At 53.1% G+C, this 15,700-nt stretch carries 17 protein-coding genes and 1 pseudogene; 12 read left to right on the forward strand and 6 right to left on the reverse strand.

Annotated elements, in window-relative coordinates; genetic code table 11:
* Positions 1-57 precede the first annotated feature (57 nt).
* A complete protein-coding gene (yccA, locus tag RAC60_RS06240; protein ID WP_006118679.1) occupies positions 58-714 on the forward strand; it encodes an FtsH protease modulator YccA in 657 nt (218 codons plus the stop codon).
* A 102-nt stretch (positions 715-816) separates the two neighbouring features.
* Positions 817-1,143, forward strand: a complete 327-nt coding sequence (tusE, locus tag RAC60_RS06245; RefSeq protein ID WP_006118678.1) for a sulfurtransferase TusE — start codon at positions 817-819, stop codon at positions 1,141-1,143.
* On the opposite strand, the gene yccX is transcribed toward tusE, so the two are convergent.
* Positions 1,144-1,422 (reverse strand): acylphosphatase, encoded by a 279-nt coding sequence (gene yccX, locus RAC60_RS06250; protein WP_375093027.1) that lies wholly within the window; start codon positions 1,420-1,422, stop codon positions 1,144-1,146.
* Positions 1,423-1,503: 81 nt separating this feature from the next.
* Here yccX and rlmI point away from each other — a divergent pair, with 81 nt between their 5' ends.
* The gene (gene rlmI, locus RAC60_RS06255) at positions 1,504-2,694 is read left to right on the forward strand and encodes a 23S rRNA (cytosine(1962)-C(5))-methyltransferase RlmI (RefSeq protein ID WP_033737601.1); all 1,191 of its coding nucleotides are present in this window, start codon (positions 1,504-1,506) and stop codon (positions 2,692-2,694) included.
* 60 nt (positions 2,695-2,754) lie between these two features.
* Positions 2,755-3,072: a heat shock protein HspQ gene (gene hspQ / locus RAC60_RS06260; RefSeq protein ID WP_006118675.1), complete on the forward strand. Its 318-nt coding sequence runs from the start codon at positions 2,755-2,757 to the stop codon at positions 3,070-3,072.
* Between the two features lie 33 nt (positions 3,073-3,105).
* Here the strand turns inward: hspQ and RAC60_RS06265 are convergent, their stop codons facing one another.
* Positions 3,106-3,519 carry a CoA-binding protein gene (locus RAC60_RS06265; RefSeq protein WP_033737602.1) on the reverse strand — a complete coding sequence of 138 codons (414 nt, stop codon included), beginning with the start codon at positions 3,517-3,519 and terminating at the stop codon, positions 3,106-3,108.
* 167 nt (positions 3,520-3,686) lie between these two features.
* On the opposite strand from RAC60_RS06265, the gene RAC60_RS06270 reads away from it, so the two are divergent.
* A complete protein-coding gene (locus RAC60_RS06270; protein WP_006118673.1) occupies positions 3,687-4,325 on the forward strand; it encodes a DUF2057 family protein in 639 nt (212 codons plus the stop codon).
* Positions 4,326-4,393: 68 nt separating this feature from the next.
* On the forward strand, positions 4,394-4,852 hold the full coding sequence (gene mgsA / locus RAC60_RS06275; protein ID WP_039341234.1) for a methylglyoxal synthase: 459 nt from the start codon (positions 4,394-4,396) through the stop codon (positions 4,850-4,852).
* 1 nt (position 4,853) lies between these two features.
* Here mgsA and helD read toward each other — a convergent pair whose 3' ends face one another.
* A complete protein-coding gene (gene helD / locus RAC60_RS06280; RefSeq protein ID WP_039341237.1) occupies positions 4,854-6,908 on the reverse strand; it encodes a DNA helicase IV in 2,055 nt (684 codons plus the stop codon).
* Positions 6,909-7,031: 123 nt separating this feature from the next.
* Here helD and RAC60_RS06285 point away from each other — a divergent pair, with 123 nt between their 5' ends.
* Together RAC60_RS06285 and yccS are read left to right on the forward strand one after the other, a co-directional pair.
* Positions 7,032-7,475, forward strand: a complete 444-nt coding sequence (locus RAC60_RS06285; protein ID WP_033737606.1) for a YccF domain-containing protein — start codon at positions 7,032-7,034, stop codon at positions 7,473-7,475.
* Positions 7,456-9,603 carry a YccS family putative transporter gene (yccS, locus tag RAC60_RS06290; RefSeq protein ID WP_110267708.1) on the forward strand — a complete coding sequence of 716 codons (2,148 nt, stop codon included), beginning with the start codon at positions 7,456-7,458 and terminating at the stop codon, positions 9,601-9,603. Before RAC60_RS06285 ends, yccS begins: the two co-directional genes overlap by 20 nt.
* Here the strand turns inward: yccS and RAC60_RS06295 are convergent.
* A pseudogene (locus RAC60_RS06295) lies at positions 9,600-10,215 on the reverse strand (TfoX/Sxy family DNA transformation protein). The gene yccS and the pseudogene RAC60_RS06295 sit on opposite strands and share 4 nt — an antisense overlap.
* Before the next feature lie 210 nt (positions 10,216-10,425).
* On the opposite strand from RAC60_RS06295, the gene sulA reads away from it, so the two are divergent.
* Complete coding sequence (gene sulA, locus RAC60_RS06300; protein WP_039341244.1) at positions 10,426-10,917, forward strand: SOS-induced cell division inhibitor SulA; 492 nt, start codon at positions 10,426-10,428, stop codon at positions 10,915-10,917.
* A gap of 351 nt (positions 10,918-11,268) precedes the next feature.
* Positions 11,269-12,339, forward strand: a complete 1,071-nt coding sequence (gene ompA, locus RAC60_RS06305) for a porin OmpA (RefSeq protein WP_033737609.1) — start codon at positions 11,269-11,271, stop codon at positions 12,337-12,339.
* Positions 12,340-12,420: 81 nt separating this feature from the next.
* Here the strand turns inward: ompA and matP are convergent, their stop codons facing one another.
* On the reverse strand, positions 12,421-12,888 hold the full coding sequence (gene matP / locus RAC60_RS06310; RefSeq protein ID WP_146212551.1) for a macrodomain Ter protein MatP: 468 nt from the start codon (positions 12,886-12,888) through the stop codon (positions 12,421-12,423).
* Positions 12,889-12,983: 95 nt separating this feature from the next.
* Here matP and RAC60_RS06315 point away from each other — a divergent pair, with 95 nt between their 5' ends.
* Both RAC60_RS06315 and fabA read left to right on the forward strand, forming a co-directional pair.
* A complete protein-coding gene (locus RAC60_RS06315) occupies positions 12,984-14,810 on the forward strand; it encodes an AAA family ATPase (RefSeq protein WP_375093031.1) in 1,827 nt (608 codons plus the stop codon).
* Positions 14,811-14,878: 68 nt separating this feature from the next.
* Positions 14,879-15,397, forward strand: coding sequence for a bifunctional 3-hydroxydecanoyl-ACP dehydratase/trans-2-decenoyl-ACP isomerase (fabA, locus tag RAC60_RS06320; protein ID WP_006118663.1), 519 nt, complete (start codon positions 14,879-14,881; stop codon positions 15,395-15,397).
* 69 nt (positions 15,398-15,466) lie between these two features.
* Here fabA and rmf read toward each other — a convergent pair whose 3' ends face one another.
* Positions 15,467-15,634 carry a ribosome modulation factor gene (gene rmf, locus RAC60_RS06325; protein WP_006118662.1) on the reverse strand — a complete coding sequence of 56 codons (168 nt, stop codon included), beginning with the start codon at positions 15,632-15,634 and terminating at the stop codon, positions 15,467-15,469.
* Positions 15,635-15,700 lie beyond the last annotated feature (66 nt).

Consider the following 15,700-nt stretch of genomic DNA (forward strand, 5'->3'; position numbering starts at 1 on the left):
TTATCGCGCTGCGTATTCTCAACGCATATTTGGTGTTCTGCCTTACAGGAGCGCAACATGGACAGAATAGTTTCATCATCATCGCGACAGTCATTACTGAGTACGCACAAGGTCCTGCGTAACACCTATTTTCTGCTGGGCCTGACCCTCGCCTTTTCCGCGCTGACCGCAACAGCGAGTACACTGCTGGCCCTGCCCGCCCCGGGTTTGATCCTGATGCTGGTGGGCTTCTATGGTCTGATGTTCCTGACCTACCGTCTGGCTGACAGCCCGACGGGAATTTTAGCTGCTTTCGCATTTACGGGCTTCCTGGGCTACTGTCTGGGTCCTATCCTGAGCACCTATCTGGCCGCAGGGATGGGTGACGTGATCGCCCTGGCGCTCGGCGGAACGGCACTGGTGTTTTTCTGCTGCTCTGCCTATGTGCTGACGACAGGACGGGATATGTCCTTCCTTGGCGGCATGATGATGGCGGGCTTTGTCGTGTTACTGGTCGCCGTTGTGGCGAACCTGTTCCTGCACTTGCCAGCGCTGCAACTGGCGATTAGCGCCCTGTTCATTCTGTTCTCGGCGGGGGCTATTTTGTGGGAAACCAGCAACATCATTCATGGCGGCGAAACCAACTATATTCGTGCAACGGTCAGCCTGTATGTTTCCCTCTATAACATCTTCGTGAGCCTGTTAAGCATTTTAGGTTTCTCACGCAGTAACTAACGCACTGCAGGTAAACTGAAAAACCCCGCTCAGGCGGGGTTTTTGCTTTTTCTGTGGGGCCAGTTTGGTAAACTGCAGCCCGAACGAATCTGAGGATGCACTATGAATTACAACGGTGACGAAATTGCTGTCGATGCCGAAGGTTATCTGAAAAACCATCAGGACTGGAGCGAAGGCCTGGCGCTGCAGATTGCGGCAGAAGAAGCCATCACCATGACAGATGCCCATTGGGAAGTCGTGCGCTTCGTACGCGACTTTTATCTGGAATTTAATACTTCCCCCGCCGTAAGAATGCTGGTGAAGGCGATGGCAAAAAAGTATGGCGAAGAAAAAGGAAACAGCCGTTACCTGTTTCGCCTTTTCCCCGAGGGCCCTGCTAAGCAGGCAACAAAAATTGCCGGTCTGCCAAAACCGGCAAAATGCCTGTAATCAACCCGTGGTGAAGCCGTGCGGCATGTCAGCGACATGATGCGGCTCCACCAGGACCTTTTCTACACGGGCTGTGCGCGGCCCGCCCGCTTTTAACCAGTCGAGTAATGCATTGACCTGTTCGGTATCGCCGGAGGCCAGGACTTCCACACGACCATCTTCAAGGTTCCGTGCGTAACCCTGCACGTTAAGTGTGTTTGCTTTCGCCTGGGTGCTGTAACGGAAACCCACGCCCTGCACCGTGCCCTGTACCCAGACTTTGTAACAGACCTTCGCCATGGCCTTCTCCTGCCTTTCGTTGCAATTTGCCGTTATCCACTGGACAATAGCGCCTCATTTTTTCAGGTAAGCATAGCAAATATGACCGTTCGATTGATTCTCGCGAAGGGACGTGAAAAGTCCCTGCTCCGTCGCCATCCCTGGGTTTTCTCTGGGGCCGTTGCTCGTCTGGAAGGCAAAGCGCAACAAGGTGAAACCATTGATGTCTGTGACAGTAATGGCAAATGGCTGGCTCGCGCCGCCTATTCACCGCAGTCACAGATTCGCGCCCGCGTCTGGAGCTGGCAGCAGGACGAATCCATCGATATCGCCTTTTTCGTGCGGCGTTTTCAGCACGCGCTGGTCTGGCGTGAATGGCTGGCTGAGCGCGATGGGCTGGACAGCTATCGCCTGATCGCTGGCGAGTCGGATGGTCTGCCTGGCGTGACTATTGACCGTTTCGGACGCTTTCTGGTGCTGCAGTTATTATCCGCCGGCGCAGAATACCAACGCCCGGCTATCATTTCAGCGCTGCAGCAGTGCTTTCCGGATTGTGCTATCTACGATCGATCTGATGTCGCTGTCCGTAAAAAAGAAGGGCTGGAACTGGCGCAGGGCACCGTTACCGGTGAGTATCCTCCCGCACTCTTGCCGATCACCGAACACGATATGAAACTGCTGGTGGATATTCAGGGTGGGCATAAAACAGGCTATTACCTTGACCAGCGCGACAGCCGTTATGCCACACGGCGCTATGCCAAAGATGCTCGCGTGCTTAACTGTTTCTCCTACACCGGTGGCTTTGCCGTATCAGCGCTAATCGGCGGTTGTCAGGAAGTTATCAGCGTAGATACGTCTCAGGACGCGCTGGATGTTGCACGACAAAACGTTGAGCTGAATAAGCTGGATCTCGCGCGTGCTAAATTTCAGCGCGATGATGTCTTTAAACTGCTGCGCCGCTACCGTGATGAGGGTGAAAAATTTGATCTCATCATTATGGATCCGCCTAAGTTCGTGGAGAATAAAAGCCAGCTCATGGGAGCCTGCCGTGGCTATAAAGACATTAACATGCTGGCCATTCAGTTACTGAATCCCGGTGGAATATTGATGACCTTCTCCTGTTCGGGCTTAATGGCTACCGACCTTTTCCAGAAAATCATCGCAGATGCCGCACTGGATGCCGGCCGTGACGTGCAGTTTGTTGAACAGTTCCGCCAGGCGGCCGATCATCCCGTGATTGCAACCTACCCTGAAGGACTTTACCTGAAAGGCTTCGCCTGCCGCGTCATGTGACTTGAAATGACTGTCCCTGCCCCCATATAACAGGCAGGACAGTTTTTTTCGGAGGTCATCATGATTGCCAGTAAATTTGGTATTGGTCAGCAGGTTCGTCATCGCCTCTCCGGCGTGCTGGGTGTCATTGTCGATGTCGATCCTGAATACGCGTTAGATGAGCCGCACCTGGATGAAATTGGTGCCGCCGATACCATGCGCAGTGCGCCCTGGTATCATGTGGTGATGGAAGATGAACAAGGCAGTCAGGTTCATACCTATGTGGCCGAAATTCAGTTGGCCGGTGAAACCAGCCCGGAACATCCTGAACAGCCCTCAATGGATGAACTGGCCGCCTCGGTACGTAAACAGCTTCAGGCTCCTCATCTGCGCCATTAACAGCGGGCGGCAACGGTGTTGCCGCGCCTGATATTAGTGTCCCAGCCCCAGTCTCGGGATCTCGATTTTGGGGCAACGATCCATAATCACCGTCATTCCCGCATCCTGGGCCAGCACGGCGGCCTGCTCATTGATTACCCCAATTTGTAACCAGAGCGAATCGGCTCCGGCAGCGATGGCTTCCTGAGCCACTTCCCATGCCGCCTCTGAATTGCGGAACACATCCACCATATCGATTTTTCCCGGCACCTCTGCCAGCGATCCATAGGCTGTCTGCCCTAACAGGGTTTTGCCTGCCAGCTTCGGACTCACCGGAATAACCTCATAGCCTTGATCAAGCAGATACTTCATTACGCCATAACTGGGGCGTTCCGGACGATCACTCGCCCCCACCAACGCGATGCGTTTTGTCCGGGTCAGTACGTCACGAATAGTCTGATCATTCATGTCCATCTCCTTTCACTTTAATCTTTAGTGTAGATGAGGCGTTACAGAGTTCGCACCTAGCGTAAAGACATATTGTGCCGCTTCGCTCGAATATATATGTATAATTGTAAACTTAATGCCATAATGTAAAAAATTGCTACATCCACCCACTTTTGACCGGAGTCGAAATGAAGCTGTCAATGGCTGTAACGGGGTTTATTGCCCTCCTCGTTTCGGCGTCCTGTTCTGCAATTACGTTAAAACTTGATCCGCAGATTACGCTAATGGTACTGGACGGGCGTAAGATTTCAGGCTCTCTCTTGAAAGGGGCCGACAGCCTGGAGCTTGAACGGGGTCAACATCAATTTTTATTTCGGGTAGAACAACCGGCAGATCCGCGTAAGACGGCGCTACCGGGCTACCAGTCCGTGCCCATGATCGTGGCATTCACTGCGGCGGCAAAAACCATCACGATTCGCCTGCCACCGCTGACCAGTGCGCGCGAGCGACATAACTTCGACCGAACGCTGGCCTTCAGGCTGGTGGACGAGAAGGGCAAAGAAATATTCAGCGTGCGCGATCGTCTGCCCACCAGCCCGGGCGTGGACATCGAAAAAGCCATGGTTAAGTATAATCGCATGGGCCTGGCGGCCTCTGTGCCGCAATTTGCGAATCTTACCGCGCCCTCTCCTTCTGCCCAACTGACGGCGGACCTCGCCTGGTCCGTTCAGAGCACAACGCCTTCAATTCAGCGCTGGTTTGAACGTTTTGATGAAGCAACCCGCCAGCAATTTATCAATCTGGTCAAAATGCTGCGGGCAAGTTGATAGACAGAAAGCGTACAAGGTAAACTGCGGCAACGGGCTGTTGGGCTCACTGGCATCAGGATGCTGTTATGGACTACACCGTACGAACGCTTGGTCAACAAAAACATATCGCGCTGGTCGCCCATGACCATTGCAAAGCTTCTCTGCTGGACTGGGTTACACGAAACCAATCCGCACTTGAACCCCATATTCTTTACGCAACCGGGACGACCGGTAATCTCATCAACCGTCACACCGGTCTGAACGTGAACGCGATGCTCAGTGGCCCGATGGGCGGCGATCAACAGGTCGGTGCGCTCATTGCCGAAGGCAAAATAGATGCGCTGATGTTTTTCTGGGATCCGCTTAATGCCGTGCCCCACGATCCTGATGTTAAGGCCCTGCTTCGTCTGGCGACAGTGTGGAATATTCCGGTCGCCACTAATCGGGCAACGGCCGATTTTATTATTCAGTCACCGCTTTTTTCGCAGACAGTGGACGTGCGAATCCCGGATTACGCACGCTACCTTGCCGAACGCCTGAACTGATTCAGGCTTTACGTAATACGGGTACATCCAGTGCCCGGAACGCATCGACGAAGACTGAGGGTTGTTGTTTATCGAACAGCAACCAGACCTGTTGCCGCGCGCGCGTCAGGGCAACATACGCCAGCCGGCGCTCCTCTGCATCGGGGAAGTCTTCGGGCTGCGGCAGCAGCCCCTGCTCCATAATGGACTCACGCTGCGGCGCGGGAAACCCTTCTTTGCCTTGCTGCAGACCCAGCACAATGACGTAATCGGCCTGCTGACCTTTACTGGCATGAATGGTCATAAAATCGATACGCATTTTTGGCCAGCGGGTTTTTGCCTTATCCAGCAGTTCAGGACGCAAATAGTGATAGCGAGCCAACAACAGTACGCGCTCATCCGCTTTAACATAACCGCTTAGCTTGTTAAGAAGTGCCTCAAGCTGATCGTGCGGGAGCAAAGCAATCGACTTTTTATTCCCTTTCGTCAGACTGTTTAAGGGCTTACGCAGTTGATGCGGATTTTGCTGGATAAACCGATTCGCCACTTCACCAATACGATCATTGAAACGATAGGTCGTATCCAGCACACAACGATCGCCCTCACCAAAATAGTGATGGAATGCCGTTGTCAGACTCATCTCTGCGCCGCTGAACCGGTAAATTGCCTGCCAGTCATCGCCCACCGCAAACAATGTCGTGCGTGTGTTTTGCTGCCGCAGCGCGCTGAGTAAAGCCGCGCGTTGTGGCGAGATATCCTGAAATTCGTCAACCAGAATATGCTTCCAGGGGCTGACAAAGCGGCCCTTTTCGAGGATCGCGATGGCCTGATGAATCAGCCCGGAGAAGTCGACTGCGCCCTCGTCCTTAAGCGCACTTTTCCAGGCCTTCAGAAGGGGTGCCATCAATTTAATCCGCTTACTGAATACGTCGCGCAGCGCGTCAGGTACATCCTCAATCATGGCGGCCTGTGCGCCGCCATGCATCCGCATCAGGCCAAGCCAGCGTTCAAGACGAGACGCCAGGCGCTGTGCTAAACGATCATCCTGCCAGAAAGGGCCTTCGCTGACCTCCCACTCCAGTTCATCACGCAACCATTGCCGCCAGCCATTCGCCTGAGCTTTTTTTTCATTACACTGCTGGCGCCAGTGGTCGATCAGCCATGTCCGACGCGCGTCGGCATCGCTTTCGAGTTTACTGATGACCGGCTGTTTATGACTTCCTTCCCGAATGATATGCAGGGCCAGCGCATGAAACGTACGCGCCTGGATATCCCCGGCCCCTAAGCGGCTTTGAATACGGTCATTCATCTCTTCCGCCGCATGACGACCAAATGCCAGCAACAAAATCTGATCGGCAGCGGCCAGTCTGCGCTGTAACAGCCACCCCGCGCGGGCCACTAATACTGACGTTTTGCCGCTGCCAGCGCCCGCCAGCACCAGCACAGCGTCTTCGCCGTTAACCACCGCTTCTGCCTGTGACTCGTTCAGCGGGGTGGATTCCACCGTGGCGAAAAAATCCCGGTAGCGGGTCAACATGGCGGCCGTCCAGTCACGATTGCGCTGCGTCATCGCCGTCTCGCCCTGCTGCAGCCAGTATTGGCAAAATGCCCAGTTTTCACGGCAGGAATCAAACTGCTCAATGCGGGAAAGCGGCAAAGGTAACGCGTCAAACTGTTTGCGGATCTTATCTTTGATCGCCTGAAGTTCGCTGCGCTTCAGCCAACGCTCCTGTTCGCTGAATCCCTGAATGTCGTCGCGCAGCGCCTGTAAAACCGCCGCGCATACTTCACTCATTTCCTGACTCCAGCTTTGCCACGACTGCATGAGATAGTGGAAAAAACGCTGCGTCTCCTGCCATTCCGTACCGTGCAAACGCACAACCTTGTTGTCCGCCAGTAAGAATTCCAGTTCACCCCACACCATTCCCCGTTTACAGGTGATGTCGGACAACTGATTGAAGGGGATCAAATATTCGTGTTTGTCGCCGCTGACCTCAACGCCCGCGGATAACAGGCGAACACGATGATAAGGATGCTGGGCAAGCCGTTTGCCCATGGATGTTGCTTTAAGTTCCACGCCGACACCAACGACCGAGATAGAGAGTAATCGGAGTTTACCTGTCAGACTCTTGACGCTCCAGCCTTAAAACACGCTAAACTTGGCGGCACAGATTGCGGAGTGCAAAAGGAAAAGCCTGTTATGCGTACTGTTTTAAATATTCTTAATTTTGTCCTGGGTGGATTTTTCACCACGCTGAGTTGGTTATTCGCCACGCTCATCAGTATCGTCCTGATCTTTACCCTGCCCTTAACGCGCTCCTGCTGGGAGATCACTAAGCTGTCATTTCTGCCGTTTGGCAATGAAGCGGTCCATGTTGACGTTCTGCGCCCGGAGAATAAAAGCTCTATCATGAACACCGGCGGCACGTTTCTGAACATTTTCTGGTTTATCTTTTTCGGTTGGTGGTTATGCCTGTCGCACATTTCTGTCGGCATCGTGCAGTGCATCAGCATTATTGGTATTCCGGTGGGCCTCGCCAATTTCAAGATTGCCGCCATTGCACTCTGGCCGGTAGGACGTCGGGTCGTCTCTGTGGAAGAGGCGCGTGCCGCGCGTGATGCCAATGCCCGCCGCCGCTATTAGTATGCTGTCCGGGTGGCGAAAGTATCTTTTTAACAGCACCTGGCGTTATCTGCTGCGCATTCTGTTTGCCTTATCAGGATGTGCGGCTGTGCCCTGGATACTGCAGCAAATTGAGTGGACGATTCCGTTAACCCTCGGCGTGGTTGCCGCCGCGCTGGCCGATCTGGATGACAGGCTGGCCGGGCGGCTTAAAAACCTGCTGATTACCTTACTTTGTTTTTGCATCGCTTCGGTTTCAGTAGAGCTGCTGTTCCCGCATCCGTTGGTATTTATTATCGGCCTGGCAGGTTCAACATGGGGATTCATTCTGTTAGGCGCGCTGGGACAGCGCTATGCCACCATTGCATTTGGCGCCTTACTGATTGCCGTTTACACCATGCTGGGCATTGGGTTGTTCTCACAATGGTATATGCAGCCCATGCTGCTGTTGGTTGGGGCTCTGTGGTATAACCTGCTGACGCTGCTGGGCCATTTAATGTTTCCGGTTCGTCCGGTGCAGGAACAACTGGCAGCCAGTTTTTCACAGCTGGCCCACTATCTGGATGCCAAAGCCAATCTGTTTGATCCTGACGCGGGTGAACAGGATGATGCTGCATTTGTTAAAGCCGCGATGGTAAACAGCCAGCTTGTTGCACAGCTCAATCTGACCAAGACCACCTTGCAAAGCCGTTTACGAGGTGACAGAGGCTCACGCGGTACCCGACGCAGCCTGCACTATTACTTCGTGGCTCAGGATATCCATGAGCGCGCCAGCTCTTCGCATCTGCAGTACCATCTTCTGCGTGGCGACTGGCGTTACAACGAGATCCTGTTTCGCTTTCAGCGTTTACTGAATATGCAGGCACAGGCCTGTCGCCAGCTTGCCCGGGCGATTCTGCTGCGCGAACGCTGGGAACATGATGGCCGCTTTGAGCGTGTTTTTGAACGTCTGGAAAATGCGATTCACCGGCTGGCGCAGAGCGAGCCGGATGCCGCCCATACCGGTGCACTGCTTTGGCTGCTTCGCAACCTGCAGGCCATCGATGCACAGCTGGCCTCAATCGAAACCGAGCAGGCGCAGGCAGTTGATCCGCAGCACAGCGACAACCTGCTGTCACGCGAAGAACTGAGTGGCTGGAGTGATATTAAACTGCGCCTCAGCCTTCACCTGAGTCCGGCCTCTGCCCTGTTTCGCCACGCCGTACGCATGTCGGTTGTGATGTGTGTGGGATACGGATTTATTCAGATTACCGGGCTGGAGCGCGGCTACTGGATCCTGCTGACCAGTCTGTTTGTTTGCCAGCCTAACTATAGCGCAACCCAACGCCGACTGGCGCTACGCATTGGCGGCACGCTCGCGGGCATTGCGCTTGGACTGCCCCTGCTCTGGCTGGTCCCTTCCATTGAAGGCCAACTGGTCTTGATTGTGGTCACGGGCGTCATGTTCTTTGCGTTTCGTCAGGTGCAGTATGCTCATGCAACCTTGTTCATTACTCTGCTGGTGTTGTTCTGTTTTAATTTGTTAGGCGAAGGCTTTGAGGTGGCCCTGCCCCGGGTAGTGGACACGTTACTGGGCTGTGCGCTGGCCTGGCTGGCCGTCACCTTTATCTGGCCAGACTGGCGTTTTCGCCAGCTTCCGGCGGTGGCGACGCGCACACTCAATGCCAATTGCCGTTATCTGGATGCCATTATGGAACAATACCATCAGGGCAAAGATAATCGCCTCGCTTACCGTATTGCCCGCCGCGATGCACACAATGCTGACGCGGAACTGGCCTCCGTCGTGTCGAATATGAGCAGTGAAACCCGTACCAACCCTAAGCTGCGGGAATCGGCCTTTCAGCTACTTTGCCTGAACCACTCGTTGCTCAGCTATATCTCCGCGCTGGGGGCGCACCGCGATAAAGTCACTGATCCAGCGCTGCTGGCACTTCTCGACGACACGGTGTGCTATGTCGAAGATGTGCTGCAAACCGACATCGTCAGTGACAGCCGGGCTGAGGAAATGCGTCGGGAACTGGAACAACGCCTTACCCGGTTTACCGCCGGGTCTGATTCGCCTACGCCGCTGGTACTGCAGCAACTGGGGTTACTGGTTGCCTTGCTGCCGGAAATCGCTCGCCTGCGGCGTGCTTTAGGTTCTCACTAAGGCCCTTTCTTCGCCTCTTCCACTGTTTTGAGCGCAGCCTGGTACCATTCACCCAGCTCCGCTTTAACCGTTGGCGGGAGAGCGGCTTCATGATGGCCTGAAATAGCACCCTGAAGCGCCAGCAAGGTTTTGAAACCGAGATGCTGGTTATAACGTTTTAGTTTTAACCAGCACGCCCTGGCTCCGACCTCGTGCAGGTGTTTAACGCTGCAAATGCCTATCTCATGCAACATCATTTCCAGCCGTAAGCTGACATTAGGCAGATCTTTTAAACGCACCCGGCCTTGTCGGTCATCCTGTTCCCGACGGGCGGTCTGTAGTGAAGCCGCTGAGAGCGCAACCAGATGCTCCGGGTCACACCATAAATTTTCATCAACCCTGAATGACCGGCATACCGCGTTTGCGAAAAATAAGCGGCTCCAGGGGCCGTTTAGCCACATATTCCCGCAGGGCTTCGCTGGCGCGCAGATAAAGCTGATCGTCTTTTATCAAGGCAAACACGACGCGCTCAACAGCTAAGGCGTAACCGCCAAACTGAGTACGGGATTCGACATTACCTAAAGGCGCCAGTTGTTGTTTTGATCGCAAAACGACCCGCTGTTCTTTCTTCATATCATCACCTCCTTGTAACAAAAACCTGTTAAAAACGTTACTATTCAGTCGGTTAGAAGATAAGAAAATTCAGTTGCAGGTTCAATGAATAAATCACTTTGGCGTCAACATTATGCGAATTTTGCGAGGCATTTTCAGAAATTCAGGTTGATCTTTATCCAGGATGTCATTACTGTATATCCATACAGTCAACTGCTGAGTGATTAATTTATGCGCACCCAACATCCCCGTAATGTATGCCCGACTCACCGTTACGCTTCGCCTTCTGACCCCGCTTCTCAGAGCGGCTGGATTACTGAATTGCGCTATAGCGAAAAACCGGGAATGATGCAGATGCTGCTGTTACCGTTGCTTCAGCAACTGAGCCAGCAATCCCGCTGGCAGCTTTGGTTAACACCTGCGCATAAGTTGAGTCGGGTCTGGATGCAGGAAGCAGGCTTGCCCCTGGAGAAAAGTATGCATATCGCCGACGCTGAACGTTACAACGCCGTCGAGGCCATGATTAAGGCCCTGCGTACGGGAAATTACAGTGTCGTTTTAGCCTGGATTCCCTACGATCTGGATGAAGATGAGCGTCGGGAACTAGAGCTCGCTGCGGCTGAAGGTGAAGCGTTAGGACTCATCCTGCGCTCGGGTGAGTCCTCTAAAACGCCAGTCAGACCAGAAAGTCGGCTAAAAATTCAGTCTGATTTGTTTCATTAAGTAAAAAATGAGATTTATCTCAAGAAATTTTTTCTCTCGCGTTGGGCTAAGACACTGATTCTGCTCCTGCCAGTAATGACAATGGCTTAGCCCCCATTTTGCGGGTTACCCCCATCACAGAAGTTCACCCTAAATTGTTAGAATTTATGTATAAAACACTGTTTTTTTACATAAGTGCCTCACATCACACTTGTAAGTTTCCAATCTCGTTGTAGACTTTATCTCGCCAGGGTGCTCAATAACCTCCGTTTTTTGCGGTAGAGTCATAAGCGAGCGTTTTGACCCGGCGAAGGATTAAACCAAGAGCAACCTTTATGCTCATTGCCTATTTGGATGATAACGAGGCGCAAAATGAAAAAGACAGCTATCGCAATTGCAGTGGCACTGGCTGGCTTCGCTACCGTAGCGCAGGCCGCCCCTAAAGATAACACCTGGTACACCGGTGCTAAACTGGGCTGGTCTCAGTATCACGACACTGGCTACTACGGTCACGGTTACCAAAATAACGACGGCCCAACTCACGAAAGCCAACTGGGTGCTGGCGCATTCGCCGGTTACCAGGCTAACCCATACCTGGGTTTCGAGCTGGGTTATGACTGGTTAGGCCGTATGCCTAACAAAGGCAACCAGGTTAACGGCGCTTTCAAAGCACAGGGCATCCAACTGGCTGCTAAACTGAGCTACCCAATCGCTGACGATCTCGACGTTTATACCCGCCTGGGTGGTATGGTATGGCGTGCAGATTCTACCCAGCAAGTAGTTGGCGGCAACCGCATCAGCGACCACGACACCGGTGTTTCTCCACTGGCAGCGGTTGGTGTTGAGTATGCTCTGACCAAAAACTGGGCAACCCGTCTGGATTACCAGTGGGTGAACAACATCGGTGACGCACAGACCGTTGGTGCTCGTCCAGACAACGGCATGCTGAGCCTGGGTGTTTCTTACCGTTTCGGTCAGGATGATGTTGCTGCGCCAGCTCCGGCTCCAGCACCAGCACCAGCACCAGTTGTTCAGACTAAGCGCTTTACTCTGAAATCAGACGTTCTGTTCACCTTCAACAAGTCAACTCTGAAGCCAGAAGGTCAGCAGGCTCTGGATCAGCTGTACAGCCAGCTGAGCTCAATGGATCCTAAAGACGGTTCAGTCGTTGTTCTGGGCTTCACCGATCGCATCGGTTCAGAGCAGTACAACCAGAAACTGTCTGAGAAACGTGCTCAGTCTGTAGTAGATTACCTGGTATCTAAAGGTATCCCTGCTAACAAGATCTCTGCTCGCGGCATGGGTGAATCTAACCCAGTGACTGGCAACACCTGTGACAGCGTGAAAGGCCGTAAAGCCCTGATCGACTGCCTGGCGCCAGACCGTCGTGTAGAAATCGACGTTAAAGGTATCAAAGACGTGGTAACTCAGCCTCAGGCTTAAGTTATACGTGATAAAAAACCCCGCGCATGCGGGGTTTTTTTGTCCTTTAATCCGGAGCAGGCCTGAATATTGCTCCGTAAACTACCCGTTGTCAGTATCCGACTTGCCCAGTATAGCCTGCAAATCCTGCTTCAGCGTCGACATCTGGCTGGCGTACTTTTCTTTGCGTTCGGCATCTTCAATTAGCTGCACAATCGTTTCAGACAGGGTGCAGTTGCGCCGTTGCGCCAGGCCGGCCAGCCGCTGCCAGACCAGATATTCCAGATCGATGGATTTTTTTCGTGTGTGCTGATGCTCGGCATTGAAATGCCGTTTTCGCCGCGCACGGATCGTTTGTTTAAGCCGGTTGTCCAGTTCGGGATGAATGTGTTGGCTAATCCAGTCGTTAACATCGACGGGATTATTCTCCATCATTAACAGCTTATCGACTGCCGCCTGTGCCGCGCTGAGTTCAAGGTGACGCGTGATCAGTTCACCTTCCCGATGTTTTTTCACCAGGTATTTCCACTTCCATCCACATTCAAGATTTTCGAGCTGCTGGTATTTCATCGGAATCTCATCGTGATCACGTAACGAACTAAGAATAACAGCTTTTTTACTGGATGCAGCAACGAAAAACATGTCGTCAGTGTCACAACTTCTGATTGAACTCCGCAGTGCTTAAGCACAGTGAATCCTGTATAATCTCGCTTTTCTCAAAACAGACAAATGCGATTATTTTGACCAGCACTCAACTCACGTGGCAAACCTTACAGCCGGATAGCGCGCAATATCAATCCGTTTTCTCCCGAATTGCTGATGAAGAAACCGATGCTTTAGCAACGGTGCAGCCCCGATTGCTGAATGCGCTGGCCCACTTGCACCATCAGAGTCAGGGTTTTCCTTTGCTGCTGGTTCGCAGCCAGGAAAACCGCGATTATCTCTCGCTGATCGCCAGTGCGGCACAGCGCGTAATGGGCACCGCTTCGTCCCTGGAGGGCGGGGATTATCATATCCTGGCCGACAACGTCACGTTGCAGCCGCCCACTGACAGTCAGCGTCCTTTTACCAGCCAGGGTGGTGTGCATTTTGCCGACTGGATTGAGCAGGAGCAGCTGTTTGGCTGTGTCCGGGTACATAAAGATCGTATTCAGCTGGAACCTGGTCTGATCCATCGTGCCAATGGCGGAACGCTGGTGCTTTCACTCCGTGCGCTCCTCGCTCAGCCCCTGCTCTGGCTGCGGCTGAAAAGAAGCATTGAGCAAGGCTACCTCGAATGGCTGTCGCAGGATGAGCGCCGCCCTTTGCCTGTCTCTGTCCCGCCGCTTCCGCTGAAGTTAAATCTGGTGCTCTGTGGCGAACGCGATACGCTCGCTGATTTTCAGGAGCTGGATGCCGAAGCGCATGAGATGGCGATTTACACTGAATTTGAAGAAAACCTTCAAATTGTGGATGAAGATGATGTGCTGGCATGGTGCCGCTGGACAGTAGATTTGGCCGCACAGGCAGATATCGCTGCGCCAGATGAGGACTTTTGGCCTGAGCTCATCAAAGAAGGCGTTCGCTATAGTGGCGATCAGGAAACCTATCCCCTTTGTCCACGTTGGCTGCTGCGTCAGCTGCGTGAGACCGCGTTGATGGGTGAAACACTAAACGCTGAAGCCTTGCGTGACGCGCTGGAAGCACGTCTGTGGCGCGAAAATTATCTGAATGAACGCATGCGTGATGAGATTTTGCTGCGCCAGATTTTGGTCGAAACGGAAGGCGAAGTGGTGGGCCAGATCAACGGTCTTTCCGTCGTGGAATATCCCGGTCACCCGCGGGCCTGGGGCGATCCCTGCCGTATCACCTGCGTGGTTCATCCTGGCGACGGAGAATTTACCGACGTCGAACGCAAAGCGGAGCTGGGCGGCAATATTCATGCTAAAGGCATGATGATTATGCAGGCCTATCTTATTGCGGAGCTGGAGTTAGATCAGCAACTGCCTTTTTCTGCTTCGCTGGTGTTTGAACAATCCTATTCGGAAGTTGACGGCGACAGCGCGTCGCTGGCAGAACTGTGTGCTCTGATCAGTGCCCTTGCCGATACACCGCTAAATCAGCAAATTGCGGTCACGGGCTCGGTCGATCAGTTTGGTAATGTCCAGCCGGTCGGTGGCCTGAATGAGAAAATTGAAGGCTTCTTCGACATCTGCCATCAGCGTGAGCTCACGGGTCAGCAAGGTGTGATTATTCCTGCCTGCAATGTGCGCCACCTGAGTCTGAATCAGCAGGTTGTGAGTGCGGTCGAAGCCGGTCGTTTCCATATCTGGGCAATCGATACGGCTGATGAAGCGTTGCCCTTATTGACCGGAAAAGTCTGGAACACGGAAGACGGCGAAGGCGAATGCCTGCTGCGTACGATTCAGGAGCGCATCAGTCAGATGAATCAGCCTGAGCCCACCCCTCGGGCATGGCCGTTGAGATGGCTTAACTGGTTCAACCACCGTTAATCTCATTTGCTCAGTGTACAACTGTTCGCTAATATTCGTGATTCACTAAAAGAAGGCTTAATAAGAACATGGTAGATAAACGCGAATCCTATACCAAAGAAGACCTGATCCTGTCTGGTCGCGGTGAACTGTTCGGCGAAAATGGTCCGCCACTCCCTTCCGGCAATATGCTGATGATGGACCGCGTGGTCAAAATGACCGAGGACGGCGGGAAATATGATAAAGGCTTCGTGGAAGCTGAACTGGATATCAATCCAGATCTGTGGTTCTTTGGCTGCCATTTCATTGGTGATCCGGTGATGCCTGGCTGTCTGGGCCTGGATGCGATGTGGCAACTGGTTGGCTTCTATCTCGGCTGGCTGGGTGGCGAAGGAAAAGGCCGCGCGCTGGGCGTGGGTGAAGTTAAATTCACCGGTCAGGTTCTGCCAGACGCGAAAAAAGTCACCTACCGCATTCACTTTAAACGCGTGATTAACCGTAAACTGGTTATGGGCGTGGCAGATGGTGAAGTGTTTGTTGACGGGAATTTGATCTATACAGCCAGCGATCTGAAAGTTGGCCTGTTCAAAGATACTGCTGCATTCTGACGTTTCATTCCACAGAAACGAAAACCTCCGCACAGTGCGGAGGTTATATCCCTTTTCAGTGACATCCGGCTAAGCCGCAGCCGACCTGTCCTCCATGGCTTGTCGCCAACCTCCCAACCAGTGAGACTTAGCGTCTATCATTTGATACGGACACATCTCTTTAGAGCGTCCTGTAATGCCAGCTTGATAACCACGTGAATGGGCGCGCTCAAGGCGGTCTCGTTTCTGTCTCTTCATACTCCGTGTCCCTCATGTAAGGTCTGTGGAATCTGGTGGAAAGAAAAAGGTGGCGAATTAATGTTC

The organism is Pantoea sp. BR_17, from assembly GCF_041955125.1.
Classification (GTDB): Bacteria; Pseudomonadota; Gammaproteobacteria; order Enterobacterales; family Enterobacteriaceae; genus Pantoea; species Pantoea stewartii.

What these genes read in the sequence shown, in the direction of transcription:
- RAC60_RS06265 (WP_033737602.1), bottom strand. Translation starts at nt 3,519, where the DNA reads ATGAATGATCAGACTATTCGTGACGTACTGACCCGGACAAAACGCATC.
- ompA (WP_033737609.1), top strand. Translation starts at nt 11,269, where the DNA reads ATGAAAAAGACAGCTATCGCAATTGCAGTGGCACTGGCTGGCTTCGCT.
- sulA (WP_039341244.1), top strand. Translation starts at nt 10,426, where the DNA reads ATGCGCACCCAACATCCCCGTAATGTATGCCCGACTCACCGTTACGCT.
- mgsA (WP_039341234.1), top strand. Translation starts at nt 4,394, where the DNA reads ATGGACTACACCGTACGAACGCTTGGTCAACAAAAACATATCGCGCTG.
- yccA (WP_006118679.1), top strand. Translation starts at nt 58, where the DNA reads ATGGACAGAATAGTTTCATCATCATCGCGACAGTCATTACTGAGTACG.
- tusE (WP_006118678.1), top strand. Translation starts at nt 817, where the DNA reads ATGAATTACAACGGTGACGAAATTGCTGTCGATGCCGAAGGTTATCTG.
- matP (WP_146212551.1), bottom strand. Translation starts at nt 12,888, where the DNA reads ATGAAATACCAGCAGCTCGAAAATCTTGAATGTGGATGGAAGTGGAAA.
- rmf (WP_006118662.1), bottom strand. Translation starts at nt 15,634, where the DNA reads ATGAAGAGACAGAAACGAGACCGCCTTGAGCGCGCCCATTCACGTGGT.
- RAC60_RS06285 (WP_033737606.1), top strand. Translation starts at nt 7,032, where the DNA reads ATGCGTACTGTTTTAAATATTCTTAATTTTGTCCTGGGTGGATTTTTC.
- rlmI (WP_033737601.1), top strand. Translation starts at nt 1,504, where the DNA reads ATGACCGTTCGATTGATTCTCGCGAAGGGACGTGAAAAGTCCCTGCTC.
- RAC60_RS06270 (WP_006118673.1), top strand. Translation starts at nt 3,687, where the DNA reads ATGAAGCTGTCAATGGCTGTAACGGGGTTTATTGCCCTCCTCGTTTCG.
- fabA (WP_006118663.1), top strand. Translation starts at nt 14,879, where the DNA reads ATGGTAGATAAACGCGAATCCTATACCAAAGAAGACCTGATCCTGTCT.
- yccX (WP_375093027.1), bottom strand. Translation starts at nt 1,422, where the DNA reads ATGGCGAAGGTCTGTTACAAAGTCTGGGTACAGGGCACGGTGCAGGGC.
- yccS (WP_110267708.1), top strand. Translation starts at nt 7,456, where the DNA reads ATGCCCGCCGCCGCTATTAGTATGCTGTCCGGGTGGCGAAAGTATCTT.
- hspQ (WP_006118675.1), top strand. Translation starts at nt 2,755, where the DNA reads ATGATTGCCAGTAAATTTGGTATTGGTCAGCAGGTTCGTCATCGCCTC.